This is a genomic window from Komagataeibacter sp. FXV3 (assembly GCF_015155755.1).
GTDB lineage: Bacteria > Pseudomonadota > Alphaproteobacteria > Acetobacterales > Acetobacteraceae > Komagataeibacter.
In genome coordinates this window covers 1-16499 of record NZ_VWPI01000008.1, presented here as the reverse complement: position 1 = coordinate 16499, position 16499 = coordinate 1, and the positions used below count along the sequence as shown (strand labels likewise).

The window sequence follows — 16499 nt, the reverse complement described above, 5'->3', positions numbered from 1 at the left end:
CGTAAAACCGGCGACACCGCAACCACCTACAGCACCCTGCATGACAGTTGCCCTGCCCTGCTTTCCACCATGGCATGGAACCTGCAGATATGCGTGCAGATCGCGTTGATCAGGCAGTCGCTGATGAAATGGCTGCCAACAAAACAGCCCTTAATAAAAAAGGCCCGGCATATTGCCGGACCTTCTGGAGAGGCAGTGGATCAGTTGGAGCCGTTGTTCTGGTTCCACCCACCGTTGTGGTCACCACCGCGACCGCCTGCGTGTCTGTTTCTGTGTTTCATGCTTACCGATATATCTTATTTAAAGATATATCTAGATATGTTTTAAAAAATATATCCCCGGCTGAACGCAGCCAGAGCAGCCATGCCTGAACCGTATCAGCATGCGGCCTCCACCGCACACAGGCACCAGTCGATATACGCCCTCTTTCCCGACGACGTGAAAGCAGGAAAGCCGCAAATGCCTCCAATGATTAAGTCCCGTTTTTTCAATGGGTCACAAGGCAACGGTTATCGGCGCAATCCGTGGCCTGAAACCTCCTGGCCAATATCTACAGGCATTTTTCCAAAGCCCAGCGTACCCACCAGCACGCAGACCGCCGTTATGAGGAAAGCGATGTGAAGTTCCTTCAAGCTGACCGTCACATGGCCATACATACTTTCCAGGACCGTCAGGCAGAATGCTGTAATGGCTACCCCCGCGGTTGAACCGGTTTGCCCCAGAATGGACATGATGCTGGCAGCCCTGCTGCGTTCATCATGCCCCACATCGGCAAACGCAACGGTCGACAGGCTTGTCAATTGCAGGGAGCGGGTCATGCCCGCAAAGGCCAGCGACAGGCCAAGCCAGATGGCAGGCGTATCCGGTGTCAGAAATACGAAAGGCAACAGGGAAGCACACACAAGAAACCCGTTGAAGAACAGAACATTACGAAAACCAGCCCATCGGATGATGGCCGATGTGGCCGGCTTGATGCCCAGATTGGCGCAGAAATAGGCCAGCAGCCATGTGCCTGCACGCGCCGGTGAAAAACCAAAACCAAGTTGGAAGAATAGTGGCAGCAGGAACGGTGCTGACGAAAATACGGCCCGGAATATCAGCCCCGGATAAAGCGAGGCATAACGCAGGCTGGCCCGCTTCAGCGGTTCGAAGGAAAGAATGGGGGTGGGATGCCGCCGCAGGTGCCGGATTGCCGCGACACCCGTCATGATGCCCACCCCCATCAGCCCAAGAGCCACAAGCCGCGCCGTTCCTGTTTCAGCCGATCGCTGCAGTCCGGACAGGAGACACGTCAGGCTGAGGGCACATAACCCGAACCCCCTGACATCCAACCGGGGCGCCCCTTCGGGCGGTTCCGCCGGAACAACGCGCAGCACGCAGAATACGGCAATCAGGCCCACCGGCAGATTGAGCCAGAAATTCCACCGCCACCCTACGGTCTGGGTCAGGTAGCCACCCAAAACAGGCCCGATGATGGGTGCGCTGAGTGCTGGCCAGACCGTAACCGACTGCGCTTTCATCAGGTCACTTTTCGGCGTGTAGCGCAGGATGATGGACATGCCGACCGGCATCATGACAGCCCCCGCCAGTCCCTGCCCGATGCGCGCGCATACAAACGCCCCCAGTCCCTGCGCGATACCACACAGGAAGGACGAGAACGTGAAAAGCAGCATGACCACCCACATCACGCGCTTTTCGCCGTATTTCATGGCCAGCCAGGCGGATACCGGCGAAATGGCGGCGGATGCCAGCATGTAGGCTGTAACCCCCAGCGAAAGGTCTAGCGTCCTGACCCCGAAGGATCTGGCCATGGCCGGAAGCGAGGTATTGATGATGGCCCCATCCAGGTTCTGCATGAACGTGGCCATAGCCATGATAAAGGCAAGAAGTGGCGAATAACGCGCAATCGCGGCACCGGGGACCGTCGCCTGCGTATGGGGATGCTGTGGGAAGGAATTTGACATGCAGGGCTGATTTTCCAGTGAATGACGTCGTCTGTCATAATGTCTGTTGGCCAGCATATGTATGTGGCGCTTCATGCCGCACGACCATACCCCCGCATGTGGTCGCGAATGCAACAGGGCATGTTCAACAGTGGGTTACGCCCGGGCGGCCAGACGCGTGCCTGCATGGTTTTTTGTCAATCCTGACATAAATGCCGCTCGCCCTTTCTCTTTTCTACGCACTGCGGCGGGAGTGGATATACTCCCCCCCCGCAGACAGATCTGCATGGATTGGCGCGGAGTACGGGATTGGTAACGGGGCATTCTGGCAATGATCGCCCGGACAGGCACGGATATGATGATCTTCCGGCGCACAAAGGGCACCGTTTTGTCCTTGTCGTGGAAGATGACATGGATATCCGCAGCCTGCTGACACGTTTCCTGTCACACAGGGGTTACCATGTTGCGTCCGCCATGACGGCGGCCGAAGTGCTGGCCATCATTACATTGCGACCGCCCGATATTGTCCTGCTTGACCTCATGCTGCCGAAGGAAAGCGGGCATGACATCTGCCGCCTGATCCGTGACAGAAGTGCTGCCCCGATCATCATGGTCACGGCCCTTGCCGATGTCCGCGAACGGATCGCGGGCCTTGACCTGGGGGCGGATGATTACATCAGCAAACCTTTCGACCTGGAGGAACTGGCCGCCCGCATGCGAGCCGTCCTGCGTCGGCCACCCATCCCGGCCGGTCATGCCGCACGCGAACCCGGTTACAGATTCGGAAACTGGATCTTCACGCCGGAAAAACGCGCCCTTTACAGCACGGAAGGTGTGCGCATGACGCTGACCGGTGCCGAAACCGACCTGCTTCTGCTGCTGTGGAACCATGCCGGGACGTTACTGGGCCGCGATCGCATCATCGAACTGCTGTACAATTCACCGGGTGCCGTCGAGGAACGCACCATCGACCTGCTTGTCAGCCGCCTGCGCCGCAAGCTGGCCCATGGTGGGCGCCAGCTTGAAATGCTCCGGACCGTTCGTGGCGATGGTTATATATTCGACCCGGACATGACAGCCCCCGATGGGGAAGCGCCACAACGATGACGGGCCGTTTTTCCCTGCTTCCCCGCACGGTTTACGGGCAGATGGTCGCGATCGTGATCTCCAGCATGCTGGTCACCATTTTTGTCGTCGCCTTTCTGGTCGTGGCGCTGCGCCCGACCGTGCCACCGCTGCCTGAAGGACCATGGCCGAACGCGCTGGCCATCGAGACGGCGATCGACGCCCTGCGTGCAAGCCCGATCGCCACGCGCGATGCCGTCGCACGCGGCATGTCCACGCCGGATATGCTGATCCAGACGACAGCCCCCTTTCCCTGCGCACCGATCCCGACCGAACATTTTTCGGTCCTGTTGCGGCGTATCCTCAAGGCACAGCCGGGCAACCGCGACGCCACCATCATGGAATCAACCTGTGCCGCTGATTCAAGCGGCATGACCTCGACCCATATCGACATGCCCCGCGAAGGGATATTCATTACCGCCCATAACGGGATCAATCACCATCTGCCACAACTCATGCGCACGACGCTGCCGCTGATCGTGTCGTTCCTGTCGCTGCTGGTGATCATGGGTACCCTGTCGCTGTGGAGCCTGTGGCGCATCAACCGCCCGCTGAAAGTACTGGCGAACAAGGCGGAAACCTTTGGCCATGACATCACGCCCGAACCCCTGACCGAACAGGGACCGTTGGAACTGCGCCGTGTCGCACGCGCCTTCAACCGCATGCAGGCCCGGATTGCGGCCGCCACCGAAGAACGCACCCGCATGCTCATGGCAATCGGCCACGACCTGCGCACGCCGCTGACCCGGCTGTCCATGCGGATCGAAATGGGCGGTGCCGACGCTGCGCCCGCAGCCTTGCGCAATGACCTGTGGCTCATGAACCGGATGCTGAACGGGGCGCTGTCGTTCCTGAAGGGTCAGGGTGACACGGAACCGGCCGAACGGGTTGATATCGGCGCGCTGGTGGAAAGCGTATGCGCGGAATTCGAGGCCATTGGCCGGAATGTGATCTATCAGGGTGATCTGGGCCTGACCTGCCTGTGCCAGCCTGTGGCCGTGGCCCGCATGGTCAATAACCTGATCGATAACGCCTGCAAATTTGGCAGCCAGGCGCAGGTTGACACAAGGCGGCACAACAATGAGGCCATTATCGAAGTGGCGGATAACGGTCCCGGCATCCCATCGGAAATGCACGATATCGTACTGCTGCCCTTCGCACGCCTGGACCCGGCCCGCAGTGCGGATGGCGGGCTGGGGCTGGGACTGTCAATCATTCACGATATCGTACAGCGCCATCGGGGCACGCTGACCTTTCATCACAACCAGCCATCTGGCCTGCGTGTGCGCATCGCCCTGCCCCTTGACCCGCATGGGACAAGACGCAGGCACCCTGAAACCCACGCCGTCCATTAAGTGACCTGACCGCAAGGATGGATCCCGAGCAATGCACCGTATCCGCACTTTCTCCAGAACAGGGAAAACCTTCATGAACCGCCGAAACCTGCTGAAGATGCTGGGGGCCGGGCTTATCATGCCTGCTGGCGCCATGGCGGCCACCCGCGGGAAGGGCGTGATGCTGATGAATCGCATCGGGCCATCGTCATCACAGCTTTACATCGCCAACGCAGATGGCAGTGGTGAACGGCCATTTCTACCGGGAGACGGCCTTGATTACCATGCGTCCTTTTCCCCGGATGGACAGTCCATCCTCTTTACATCGGAACGCAACGGGCTGGGACAGGCAGACATATTCCACGCCCGTCTGGACGGAACCGATGTCACGCCCCTGATCAGTCATCCATCAGTGGACGATGCCGCCGTCCTGTCGCCTGACGGCATGCATCTGGCCTTTGTTTCCACACGCGATGGCTACCGTGCGAATATCTGGGTCATGGACCTGCGGACGAAAAAGTTCCGCAACCTGACCGGGGCGGCCGGCGTGCAAGGCGACAAGGCGGGGCCGGACTGTTTCTTCCGCCCCGCATGGTCGCCCGATGGCAGGTGGCTGGCCTTTTCATCCGACCGCAATACCCCGTGGCGCGGGCATGACAATGGCCGGGGGTGGGAACATACGCAGGCACTCAGCATCTACATAATCGGTGCGGATGGCCGGGGGTTCCGCCGCATTGCCGCCCGCCCAGACTACTGCCTTGGCTCCCCCAAATGGTCACCGGACGGTCGACGGGTGGTCTTTTATGAAATGCTGACCGAAAGCACGTGGGGGGCCAGACGGCCCGAAGGGGTCGCATCCGTCGTCTCCCAGATCGTATCCGTTGATGTCGGCACCGGGGAGCGGATCCAGCATACCTCCGGCCCGGGACTGAAGGTCTTTCCCCAGTTCGTAACAGCGCAGATCATCGGCTATCACCGCAAGGGCGGCCCAGATGAGGGGCTGGCCTATACCGCCGGCATTGCCAGCGTGCATCGGACGCTGCGTTCCCCCGCATGGTCCCCCGATGGGCGGCAGGTCGTGTACGAAAAAGCCAGCTTCAGACCCTTTGCCCAGAACCAGCCCCTGTACAGCTGGGATCCAGGGCGGGATTACCGGCATACGGATGTCTTTCCCGGCCTGTCACGTGATGGCAAGCTGGTACTGACGGAAAAGGCACTCAATTCTTCCATCGCAATCATGAACCCGGATGGATCGGACCGGCAGCGGATCTTTGACGTCTCCAGAACACACCTCAACCAGATGCAGGTGGCGCATGGCATGGCCGGTGCGTTTGCCCCCGCCTGGTCACCGGATGGGCAGTGGATCGCCTTTGGCCTGGGCCAGTGGTTCCAGGCGCGCCGCACGGGCAAGGCAACGGTCATGCGCATGCGCCGCGACGGCAGCGCGGTCGAACCCCTGACCGATGGCACCATACATTCGGGTTTCCCCAGCTATTCCGCCGATGGCCAGCAGATCGTGTATCGGGTATGGGGCGAAAACAACATGGGCCTGCGCATACTGGACCTGCCGACCCGGCAGACACGGGTGCTGACCACTGCATATGACAACCTGCCCGGCTGGTCGCCCGATGGAAGCCGGATCGTGTTCACACGTCGGGTGGACGATGAAAATTATGATATTTTCACCATCCGGCCCGATGGAACCGGGCTGAAGCGGCTGACCACCTGCGGCGCCAATGACGGCCATGCCGTATGGACCGCCGATGGGCGGATCATGTGGTCCAGTGGCATATATGGCTTCCGTGACGAAGCGGCCCTGTATGACAATACATTCCAGCCTTACGGTCAGATCTTCATCATGAATGCCAATGGCAGCCACAAGCGTATCCTGACGGACAGCCTGTGGGAAGATTCCATGCCCCTGTATGTCCCGGCATGATGTCGCCATCATGGAGGATAACGGACAAAACACGTCTTTCGGCAGGCCTCAATCCGCATCCCTTCAGCGGATACAGGAATGTTCATCGGCTTACTGCATGGGGGGCGTCTGCCCCGCTCCCTGCTGATCCTCCATTACCGGCTCCTGCCCTGCTGCTGGCCGGTCTGATGGAGAGTGACCCTGTTTTACGTGTTTTTTCATATGTCGATGTTCAGATGGACCGGTTTCCGGTCCAGGTTGCCCATGCGGGGGCGCGGTGACGGGCTTCCCCGGTGATGAACGGGGGGCGGCAAACTGGGCATGGACAGTCAGGGGCGCCCCGATGACCAGCACGACCAGACATAACGATGCTGTTTTTACAAAACAGGCCATGGGAACCTCCCGATGACGCAGGACCAGCTTGCGCCATATGCCGCACACTACATATGCCACAGGCCAACGAATACATGATGCGGGGAGTTCCGCTGCCTTGGAAACTGCTGGAAAATAACAAAATTTTTTAGATGCCGCTTTTTAAAAAGGCGACGTCATTCGAAGCATTCTGAAAAGGCTTCACCAGAAACGTCCTTGTGATTGCAGGGCATTTCCTGATCTGACTTTTCAAACAGCCCCTCACCATGGCCTGAACCCACCTGCCCTGACCGGAGAAAACACCCATGACCGATGTATCAAGACGCAACTTCGTGACCGTAGGGGCAGCTTTCGCCGGTGCGGTCTCTGCCATGGGGCTTGGTGTTCAGGCCACCCATGCCGCAGCGGGCGGCAATGGCTTCATGGCCGCATCTACAGGTGGCCCGGACGGCCCCGACGGTCCCGGCCCCCACAAGCCCAAAGCGCCGGGCCTTCAGGGCATCTGCGCGCTATGTGAAGTCACAGGCGGTGGGGAAAAGGTTTATGGCATCGCGGCAGAATATGATGTCGCGATCGACCCTGCCAGCCTGACGCATGATACCTATGCCACGGCCGTCTTTCCCGCAGCCCGGGGGTTTTTCGCGGGAATGCCGCAGGAACCGGACAAGAACGACACCACTGCGCCACCAACGCCGCGCCCTGTCATGGCCATCTATACCAATAACGAACCAGCACTCCGCCCGGACCGCAAGAGCATCACCGGCAGATATGTCGTTACGGAGTTCCGGCATGACCCGGACCTCAGCCTGCCCACAACCGACAGTGATCGGGTCGCGCTGACACAGGTCCGGGATGTCAGGACAACAGATGGCACGGTATATGCCGCCAGCAAGACCATATGGAGCAACGCAGGCCGACGCGGAAACAGTGTTGCCATCCGTGGTGTCGATGCGTGGGAGCAGCATCACTGGTGGTGGGATGACACGCGTTCCGCCTGGCTTGAATACAGCATCTACCTGCCGAAATCCTTCCTGGAAAAAGGTGGGGAGAACAGGTCCTATCCCCTCGTCCTTGCCGTCACCCATTCCGGAACCAGTCCGGATGGTACCTGTGCCCAGACACTGACGGAACAGTGCATAGCCAGTATCTGGAGCCTGCCTGAAGAACAGGACCGGCACGAATGTGTCGTCATCACCCCACGCTACGAACGCACGACGATGAACGATTACTGGGAACATACATCCGATGTCGAGAACACCTACCGGCTTGTCGAATCCCTTCTCAGTAATACATGGAACTATGGCAATCCCAATCTGGATGACCGCCGTGACAAGATCCTGAAGATCGATCCCAGACGGGTTTACTGCACCGGCTGGTCCATGGGGGCCATGACGTCGCTGTGGCTTATGGCGAAACATCCACAGACCTTTGCGGCAGGCCTGATCATTGCGGGGCAGCAGCGGCCCGGTGACCTTGTCCCCCTTGCCAGCCAGAAAGTCCTGATCATTACCGGGTCAGAGGATGACAAGGCCACGCCCTGGAATGAAAAATGCATACCGGTATGGAAACAGGCAGGCGGCAGGGTTGTCCGGCCATCGGAACACCTCGATCCCGCCCTCATTTTCCCGGTCGACAGTCAGCAGAAGCTGACCGATCAGGTCAATGGCTATCTTGCCCACGACGCCAACATCACCTTCCTGACCTTCGAAGGCGTCGATCACATGGGATCGGCGCGAAAATTCTTTTATATCAGGGCCGCAAGGGACTGGCTGTTCAGACAGTCAAAAGCGTGAACATACAGGCAGGCAGCAACGCGAATTTGAAAACGGTCCTCCGGATTGCATATCCGTGTGACGATAATGCCAGACCATCTGTCGCCCGTCCCCGTCCGCAACAGGTTGACAGATATCCCCCCCCGGGCAGCCATTACCATTTTCCCGGAGGGGGAGGCCGCGTAGGCCTTCCCCCGATGCCGGATGCCCCTTGATGACCGGCAATATGCATATTTGCGTCAGGCATTCCTGTCGCCGGGATGACGGGGATATGGCAATAACGCGCCAGACCGGTATGATCCCTACCGGTGGGAATAGGCGCCTGACCTGCTTCGTTTGTACATCAGTCATCCATGCGCCACCGGCATTCTGAAGGGGAGACATCAATACCATGCGGGGAGACATCAATACCATGCGGACAGAAATGATACGGTGGACTGTATAGATGACATTACTGACCAACCGGTCCGTGGCGCAGGCGGATGATACACCGCAGTGGCGCCCGCTGTTGCATTATACGCCCCAACGCAACTGGATGAATGACCCCAATGGCCCGTTTTTCCACAAGGGGGTCTATCATCTTTTCTACCAGTACAATCCGGAAGCCCCGGAATGGGGCAATATGTCATGGGGACACGCGACCAGCACGGATATGCTGCATTGGCATGAGCAGGACGTGGCCCTGTCGTTCAGTGAAACAAAAGACATCTTTTCCGGAACAGTGGTGGTGGATACGCACAATACGTCCGGGCTTGGCACATTGGACAACCCGCCACTGGTGGCATTGTATACCAGCGTTTTCAAACACAATGCATCCGATACGCCAGACGTGCAGGCCCAGTCCCTTGCCTACAGTCTTGATGATGGCCGGACGTGGAAATCCTATCACAAAGACCCTGTGCTGACATTGTCGCCCGCTTCACCCCATTTCCGCGATCCCGGCGTGTTCTGGTACGAACCCGGGGGTTACTGGGTCATGGCAACGGTCGTTGCGAATGCACCCAAGGTAAAGCTGTATAAATCAACCAACCTGACAGACTGGACGTGGCTTAGTGATTTCGGGCCTGTCGGTCTGGTCCGACCGGAAATCCTGTGGGAAATGCCATCGCTGTTTCCCTTGCCGCTTGATGGAAATGCCACGCAACCGAAATGGGTCCTGATGCTGGGGGTCAATCCATGGGGCATCGCAGGCGGGTCGGGCAGTCTCTATTTCGTCGGTTCCTTCGATGGCACGACATTCCGGCCGGAAGGACTGCTACCCGAGGGATCAGGACCTGCGGCCTATGACTGGGTAGATCATGGGGCAGACCATTACGCCGCCATCGTATTTGCGGGCCTGCCAGCAGCCAGACCGGTTACCATCGGGTGGATGAGCAACTGGGACTATGCATCCCATGTTCCGACTGCACCATGGAAAGGCCAGATGACCCTGCCCATGACCATGGCCCTCCGGACCATTGATGGCCGGCCACAGCTTTGCCTGACCCCTGACGGGCATTACACCGCATTGGTTGCTACCCATGCGGCACTGTCCTTTGACGGTATGCGACTTTCCTCTGCGCGACGCCTGCTGCCCGAAACCGTGCGTGGTCAGGTTATGGACATTGACATGCGCATGCATATGCATGGCGCGGATCGTGCCGGAATATGCGTGCGGGCTACTGTCGATGGTCATAGCGGCACGGAAATTGTCTATGACATGAAGAAACAGACACTGACCGTCGACCGGTCACGTTCGGGCCAGACAGATTTTTCGCCCGGGTTCAACCATGAACACAGCGTCAGCATGCCTGCCCCGACAGGGGAAATTGCATTGCATGTCATTGTTGACCGCAATTCGGTAGAAGTTCTGTCGCGCAATGGTTCGGTTGTCATAACGGATCTTGTTTTTCCGCCAGCAGATGCCGATCGGATCATGATTTTTTCCGAAAACGGCATGACCGAATTCAGCCATATGAAGGTCACCCTTCTTGACCACAACCCGGAACAGGGCGGGAAATGATGGTGTCCGTTCTTCATGCAGGTGGCATGCATGGCATCTGCAGCTTGACGCGCGCTTATGCAATGTTACGATAAATCAACCATATAATCAGAAAAACCGTTACCCAGAACCTGTCTCCCTGCTTCCCTTAAGGCGGTTTCATGCATATCCGTGGATGTATCGGTATCATACTTCTGGTGTGCACAGGCATCCTCTTCTCAACTGACCGCAGGCAGATCAGGCCGCGCATCATCCTTGCCTGCCTTGGGCTTCAGGTCGCCATCGGGTTTATCGTCCTGCGCATCCCTGCCGGGCAGGCGCTGCTGCGCGCGGCATCGGGCATGGTGACGCACCTGCTGGCCTATGGTGATGAAGGCGGGCGGTTCCTGTTTGGCGCGCTGGTAGGGCCGCGGATGAATACGGTTTTTCCGGGGGAAGGCTATGTTTTTGCGTTTCAGGTGCTGCCATCGCTGGTCTATGTCAGCGCCCTGATCGCCATTCTGTACCATTGCGGCATCATGCAGGTCTTCGCGCGCGTGTTCGGGCGCGGGCTGCAGTGGCTGGCCGGGACATCACCCGTTGAATCCTTTGGCGCCATCATCACCATTTTTGTCGGGCAAAGCGAACTGCCGGTCGCCCTTGGCCCCTACCTTGCCACCATGGGCGGGACGGAACTGTTCAGCGTGCTGTGCAGTGGTACGGCATCCGTATCCGGTGCGACACTGGTGGGTTATGTCGGGCTGGGGATTCCGGCGCATTATCTGGTCGCCGCGTCCTTCATGGCCATACCCGGCGGGCTGCTTTTTGCCAAACTGCTTGACCCCCTTCCCCCCGGCACGCCGCCCACGTCACTTGCCACAGGCAATGCCGCCTATCATCGCGCCTTTTTTGAAGCCGTCATGGAAGGGGCACTGAATGGCACGCGCACTGCCGTATCGGTCGCGGCCATGCTGGTGGCGTGTATCGGGCTGATTGCGCTGGTCAACGGGATGTTGCAGGGCGTGGGCGGGGTTGTCGGCTGGCCTGCCCTGTCACTGGAATACCTTATGGGACTGCTGTTTGCCCCGGTCGCATGGCTGCTTGGCGTGCCATTGGCCGAATGTGGCACCGTGGGTGCGGTGCTGGGGCTGAAGATGGTGGTCAACGAATTCGTCGCCTACCTGCATCTTGGTCCCGACATACGCGGCGGCGTGCTGTCGCCGCGGGCTGCCGCGATTGCGTCCTTCGCGCTATGCGGCTTTGCCAACCTGAGTTCCATCGGCCTGCTGGTCGCGGCCTTCGGCAGCCAGTGCCCCGACCGGCGCGAGGAAGTCGCCCGCCGCAGCACCCGCGCCGTGATGGCGGGCATGCTATCCAACCTGCTGAGTGCCGCGATCGCTGGTATCATCATCCAGTAACAATCCAACCGCGAAAAGGAATGAAACCCCAGTGGATGTGCAAAAGATCATAATCGATACGGACCCCGGTCAGGATGATGCCATTGCCATCATGATGGCGCTGGCGGCACCGCATCTGGAAATCCTTGGACTATCCACCATAGCGGGCAACGTGCCGGTCAGCCAGACCGCCACGAATGCCTGCAAGATACTGGAACTGGCAGGGCGGGCGGATATCCCGGTATATGCCGGGTGCACCGCCCCCCTGCGACGCACGCCCATCACGGCCGAACATGTGCATGGCCGGACCGGCATGGATGGCCCGGATCTGCCACAACCGGCACTGCGCCCACAGGACCAGCATGCCGTGGACTTCCTGATTGATACAGTCCGTGCCCATGCTGCAGGCAGTATAACCGTGGTTACCCTTGGTCCCATGACCAACCTTGCCGTAGCGTTGATCAAGGCGCCCGATATTGCGGCACGCATCGGGCAGGTTGTCTCCATGGGCGGGGCCTATTCCGAATGTGGCAACATAACCCCCAGTGCCGAGTTCAATATATTCGCTGATCCCGATGCGGCGGACATTGTATTGCGCAGGCAGTTGCCACTGACGCTGGTCCCGCTGGATATCACACATCAATTCCTGATCAACGCATCGCGTCTGGCCCGCCTGCGCGCCCTGCCCGGTCGTTGCGCGCAGGCGGCGGCAGCCATGCTGGGATTTTCCGAACGGTTCGACCTTCAGAAATATGGATGGGATGGCGCCCCGCTGCATGATCCCTGCACTATCGGCTGGCTGCTGGCGCCAGACCTGTTTGCAGGTCGCACGGTCAATGTTTCGGTCGAGGTGGACAGCCCCCTCATGCAGGGGGCCACAGCCGTGGACTGGTGGCAGGTCACCGACCGACCGCGCAATGCGCTTTTCCTGCGCATGGTGGACAGCGCTGCATTGTGGGAGGTCATGCTGACACAGTTAAGCGGCCTGCCCTGATAGAATAACGGGCATGCACAACCGCGCAGAACCTGCATGCCCGAATATCTGATTAAAACATTTTTCTTCTATTTTTACACAAAATCCGACACGAATACCTGATTTTTCTTTATTCATTATCATAACTTTCGACTTTATCCTGTTCGATTTTATGGGTCGGGAACGAAATATAATCCAGCATATCCCTGTTGAAGAATGCAGTCCGATGATAGCCTTCATACGGCAGCATGATCATGATTGGCTCATCATCGCCATTTCTACTGTGAGGATAATATACATCGACAAGAGGCTCGATACATTCGAACAGGTTGCAATCAGTATAAGTGATTTCTCGCTGCCTGCCTGTCGAGAACTGGATTGTTACCGTGTGAGCCAAGGCCATAATCTCATCAGTTTCTGCTGCTCTGGCCCCCTTCTCAACCGCAACGTCCTCAGGTTTAATCAGTCCTTTGGCCACCAGTTCATCGAACTGTTCATCCGTAATCATGATCCGATCCCGAACATGCCTGACATCTTTTTCGGTAAAATCCGATGTTGAATTATTCCCGGAGATCTCCTGGTTCTGGATAGCCTCAACAATCGCCCAATCCCGGCCGTCGGGCATCTGGATTGGCGTTGCCAGTTTGTAGTCATTATGATCCGGCCCGTAGGTATCATACGCCTCACTGGAAAAATAAAACTCGGAAATCGCCTTTTGTCGGATCGCTACGGTACGATTACCCAAGTCCTTTATAACGATGAACTGCTTTTTACTTTGCAACTCACCATAAGCTTGCGTGTACGCTGCTTCTGAAAGCGAAAGCACCAATGGCTCACCACCGCCGCAGAAATGTACTGCGCATTCACCGTAATATTGCAGATTCGGTGGCGCTTCATCATCATAAAGCGCTACGATTTTCGGCGGATGTCGACCAAACAATTCCAGTTCGGTGGTCTTGAAATGCTTTGCCAGTTTGGAAAGATGATTTTGTGGAACTTCGGCCTTGCCTGTTTCCCAGCGCTGATATGTTGGTTGTGTTACACCTGCCGCACGGGCGGTCTGGACCTGTGTTTCGCCTTTCATGATCCTGAAATATTTCAGTCGATTGATCGTCATTTTATTTTCCTGACAAGCAGATAATTATGCGTATATATGCGCATAATTATCCGTTTTGCAAGGATATTTGTTCTATCAGCAGCCTCCAGTCAACGAGCCGAACATTGGTCGTAGGTAAGATATTTTTGTCCAGTAATATTAATACATTATAAATATACGTTAATTTCACCATGAAACTTAAAAGTAGTTATCCACTACTTAAATTATAATACAGAGAAAACAAAATAAATAACCGGGTACAGAATTATGACACAACCGGATCAGGCGCTCCATTGCCCCCGACCCGGCTAGTTTTTCGGATATTTATTCAGGGGTCGGGCTGCATTGGGGTATAACAGGCTGGCCCGCCATGACTGCCTTTGTAAAGGCTTCTGAATCCGGCAGGGATGTATTGACGGTCTGGTCGTGGTTCAGTCCCTTGTAGACATGCGCCTGCACAACCGTCCCCGCAGCGCAGGCCGCCTTGACAAGACCCAACTGCAGCGGCGGCGGAACATCACGGTCCAGTTCACCTGTTCCCATGAACAGCGGCTGCGGAAGTTTCATGGTCGGATATTTCATTGCCAGCAGGGCGGGCGCAAGGGTTTTCTGGAAACCAGGCTTCAGGGAATTGCTGAAATTCAGTCCGTCCTGCATTACCTTATCCGTCAGTTCATGTACACATAGATCTGCAGCCGCCCGGTATGCAGGCATCGCCTTTGGGGTAAAGGTATCTTCAGGACGGAAAGCAGGATCGTAGCCGGCCAGACCCTGTGCAAGATACAGGACATAGACCATAACGGGATTATAGCCGCCCTTTGCCTGATCCAGTGCGGTCATCTGCTGCAGCAGTTCTGGCGTGATATAGGGCGCGCCCGTGGCCACCGTTCCGCGGATATTCAGTTCAGGCGCATAAACGGGGGCAAAAGCGGCCGAAGCAAATGCAGCCCCGCCACCCTGCGACTGTCCAACAATCATGATTTTGTTTTGTAGCCCCGGAACCCCGGCAAGTGCCGCGCGCACGCCATCCAGCAGGCTGTAAGCCTCTACGCGGGTATCGAGATAGGCATGCGTGCCGGGCGTGCCCAGTCCCTGATAATCGGTCCCGACCACGGCAAAGCCACGTTTCATCCATTCTGACAGATAGCGACGGTTTCGTTCGGTCCATGGATTGTTGGACGGCGCGCAATGGTCAGCCACCCCTACCGTGCCATGGGCCCAGGCCACGATCGGCCAGCCACCTGCTGGCGGCTTGCCAGTGGGCAGGATGACTTCCGCCGTCACGGGGACAAGTCCCCTGTCCGTCACACCATTCGTGGAAAGGTAAGTAATGCGCACCGATCGCCCCGCATCGGGCAGGCTGAAAGATGGCGCCAGAGTTTCCGATGCACTCAGCGTGCCCGGTCCGGTCCGGGCGGCGGCCGTGGCGGCATGGGCGCCGACACTCAGGGCAGGAAAACAGATACCCGCAAGCAGGCCCGCAACCGTAAGACTGGAACGACAGAAAAGCATGGTAAATCCTTTTGTGGTGAGATCCTTGCTTGACCCACCCTGAAATTCGAACTTATCAATGATAAGATATCTCCCCCAACCTATTGTCAAGGATGATGACAGGTAGGGCGATCATGGGAGTGCAGGTAATGGAACGGCAGAAAGTCATGAAAAATTACCATCATGGGGACCTGCGGGCGGCACTTCTGCATTCGGCCCGTGCCCTGCTGGAACAGCAGGGAATTACAGCCCTTGGCCTGCGTGCCATAACGCGCCATGCTGGCGTTTCCTCTGCGGCGGCCGTCCCGCATTTCGGAAATCTTGCGGGCCTGCTGAGCGCGCTGGCAACCGTTGGCTATGAAGAACTGGCTGCTGCCCTTGAACCCGTTCTTGAAAAGGGCCCCCATGCCGCCGGGCTGGTTTACGTGCGCTTTGCCATTCACAATCCGGGCCTGTTTACCTTGATGTTTCGCAGTGACGTGATTGACCGGGGCGATACCGCGCTGGCTGCCGCCTCCGCCCGGACTTCACACATGCTGACCCAATTGATCGACAACATGGCAGATCACCAGCCCCAGCGGACACGCAGCGGAACACGCGCGGCCCACTGGGGCAAGGTACATGGACTGGCTGTCCTAGCCATTGACGGGCTTCTGGATGCCCTCCTGTCCAGCCAGGGGGAAGAAATGTCGCTTGAGGAGTTGCTTGATGACGCCTTGCGGTAACAGACATGACCAGTTTTTCCCTGCCCGTGACGCATGCGGGGACTGGATCCGGCAGATCAACGGCTTCGGCCCATGCCTGACGGGAATACCGGCCCATGCAGACTGTATTGAATCCTGTTAGCAGGGCCGGAAAAGACAGAACAGTCCCCCCGATCACCTGCTGGAGACCACGGCGTGCAGCACTTGCGATCGGGACGATGTAACAGGTATCAGGCATTAAGAGCCCGATCCGAAAGTTTTTCAAGCTTGACAATGCCTTGCTGTCCGTCGTGTGAGCATGCGGATCGAGGCGATCAATGTCCATGCGGTTGAGGAAGCAATGGACTTTTCCCAATCTTTGGCGAGCCGCCTGCACCGTCCCAGCCAGGCGAATGTCCGTTCAACCACCCAGCG

The 16499-nt window shown here is 57.8% G+C and carries 13 protein-coding genes; 9 read left to right on the top strand and 4 right to left on the bottom strand.

Annotated features, from left to right (window positions below; genetic code table 11):
* Window positions 1-89: 89 nt before the first annotated feature.
* Complete coding sequence (locus tag F1542_RS01060) at window positions 90-371, top strand: hypothetical protein (RefSeq protein WP_193731379.1); 282 nt, start codon at window positions 90-92, stop codon at window positions 369-371.
* A 138-nt stretch (window positions 372-509) separates the two neighbouring features.
* On the opposite strand, the gene F1542_RS01055 is transcribed toward F1542_RS01060, so the two are convergent.
* On the bottom strand, window positions 510-1964 hold the full coding sequence (locus F1542_RS01055; RefSeq protein ID WP_227672349.1) for an MFS transporter: 1455 nt from the start codon (window positions 1962-1964) through the stop codon (window positions 510-512).
* Window positions 1965-2354: 390 nt separating this feature from the next.
* On the opposite strand from F1542_RS01055, the gene F1542_RS01050 reads away from it, so the two are divergent.
* From F1542_RS01050 to F1542_RS01020, 7 genes are all read left to right on the top strand, one after another.
* Entirely contained in the window at window positions 2355-3050 is a 696-nt protein-coding gene (locus F1542_RS01050) for a response regulator transcription factor (RefSeq protein ID WP_253073243.1), read from the top strand.
* Window positions 3047-4423: an ATP-binding protein gene (locus tag F1542_RS01045; RefSeq protein ID WP_193731378.1), complete on the top strand. Its 1377-nt coding sequence runs from the start codon at window positions 3047-3049 to the stop codon at window positions 4421-4423. The genes F1542_RS01050 and F1542_RS01045 overlap by 4 nt, the downstream gene beginning before the upstream one ends.
* 73 nt (window positions 4424-4496) lie before the next feature.
* Complete coding sequence (locus F1542_RS01040; RefSeq protein WP_193731377.1) at window positions 4497-6341, top strand: PD40 domain-containing protein; 1845 nt, start codon at window positions 4497-4499, stop codon at window positions 6339-6341.
* A gap of 656 nt (window positions 6342-6997) precedes the next feature.
* Window positions 6998-8485, top strand: a complete 1488-nt coding sequence (locus tag F1542_RS01035) for a prolyl oligopeptidase family serine peptidase (RefSeq protein WP_193731376.1) — start codon at window positions 6998-7000, stop codon at window positions 8483-8485.
* A 424-nt stretch (window positions 8486-8909) separates the two neighbouring features.
* On the top strand, window positions 8910-10466 hold the full coding sequence (locus F1542_RS01030) for a glycoside hydrolase family 32 protein (RefSeq protein ID WP_193731375.1): 1557 nt from the start codon (window positions 8910-8912) through the stop codon (window positions 10464-10466).
* A 140-nt stretch (window positions 10467-10606) separates the two neighbouring features.
* Window positions 10607-11842, top strand: coding sequence for a NupC/NupG family nucleoside CNT transporter (locus tag F1542_RS01025; RefSeq protein WP_193731374.1), 1236 nt, complete (start codon window positions 10607-10609; stop codon window positions 11840-11842).
* A gap of 31 nt (window positions 11843-11873) precedes the next feature.
* On the top strand, window positions 11874-12815 hold the full coding sequence (locus tag F1542_RS01020) for a nucleoside hydrolase (protein WP_193731373.1): 942 nt from the start codon (window positions 11874-11876) through the stop codon (window positions 12813-12815).
* Between the two features lie 109 nt (window positions 12816-12924).
* On the opposite strand, the gene F1542_RS01015 is transcribed toward F1542_RS01020, so the two are convergent.
* Together F1542_RS01015 and F1542_RS01010 are read right to left on the bottom strand one after the other, a co-directional pair.
* On the bottom strand, window positions 12925-13911 hold the full coding sequence (locus tag F1542_RS01015) for a helix-turn-helix domain-containing protein (RefSeq protein WP_193731372.1): 987 nt from the start codon (window positions 13909-13911) through the stop codon (window positions 12925-12927).
* Window positions 13912-14214: 303 nt separating this feature from the next.
* Window positions 14215-15402: a lipase family protein gene (locus tag F1542_RS01010; protein ID WP_193731371.1), complete on the bottom strand. Its 1188-nt coding sequence runs from the start codon at window positions 15400-15402 to the stop codon at window positions 14215-14217.
* A 113-nt stretch (window positions 15403-15515) separates the two neighbouring features.
* Here F1542_RS01010 and F1542_RS01005 point away from each other — a divergent pair, with 113 nt between their 5' ends.
* On the top strand, window positions 15516-16106 hold the full coding sequence (locus F1542_RS01005) for a TetR/AcrR family transcriptional regulator (protein WP_227672348.1): 591 nt from the start codon (window positions 15516-15518) through the stop codon (window positions 16104-16106).
* Between the two features lie 240 nt (window positions 16107-16346).
* Here F1542_RS01005 and F1542_RS01000 read toward each other — a convergent pair.
* The coding region (locus F1542_RS01000; RefSeq protein WP_193731370.1) for a transposase at window positions 16347-16499 on the bottom strand (153 nt) is incomplete at its 5' end.

Coding starts and splice junctions, on each gene's coding strand:
- F1542_RS01055 (WP_227672349.1), bottom strand. CDS start 1,964: ATGTCAAATTCCTTCCCACAGCATCCCCATACGCAGGCGACGGTCCCC.
- F1542_RS01010 (WP_193731371.1), bottom strand. CDS start 15,402: ATGCTTTTCTGTCGTTCCAGTCTTACGGTTGCGGGCCTGCTTGCGGGT.
- F1542_RS01030 (WP_193731375.1), top strand. CDS start 8,910: ATGACATTACTGACCAACCGGTCCGTGGCGCAGGCGGATGATACACCG.
- F1542_RS01040 (WP_193731377.1), top strand. CDS start 4,497: ATGAACCGCCGAAACCTGCTGAAGATGCTGGGGGCCGGGCTTATCATG.
- F1542_RS01050 (WP_253073243.1), top strand. CDS start 2,355: ATGGATATCCGCAGCCTGCTGACACGTTTCCTGTCACACAGGGGTTAC.
- F1542_RS01005 (WP_227672348.1), top strand. CDS start 15,516: ATGGGAGTGCAGGTAATGGAACGGCAGAAAGTCATGAAAAATTACCAT.
- F1542_RS01045 (WP_193731378.1), top strand. CDS start 3,047: ATGACGGGCCGTTTTTCCCTGCTTCCCCGCACGGTTTACGGGCAGATG.
- F1542_RS01025 (WP_193731374.1), top strand. CDS start 10,607: ATGCATATCCGTGGATGTATCGGTATCATACTTCTGGTGTGCACAGGC.
- F1542_RS01060 (WP_193731379.1), top strand. CDS start 90: ATGCGTGCAGATCGCGTTGATCAGGCAGTCGCTGATGAAATGGCTGCC.
- F1542_RS01015 (WP_193731372.1), bottom strand. CDS start 13,911: ATGACGATCAATCGACTGAAATATTTCAGGATCATGAAAGGCGAAACA.
- F1542_RS01035 (WP_193731376.1), top strand. CDS start 6,998: ATGACCGATGTATCAAGACGCAACTTCGTGACCGTAGGGGCAGCTTTC.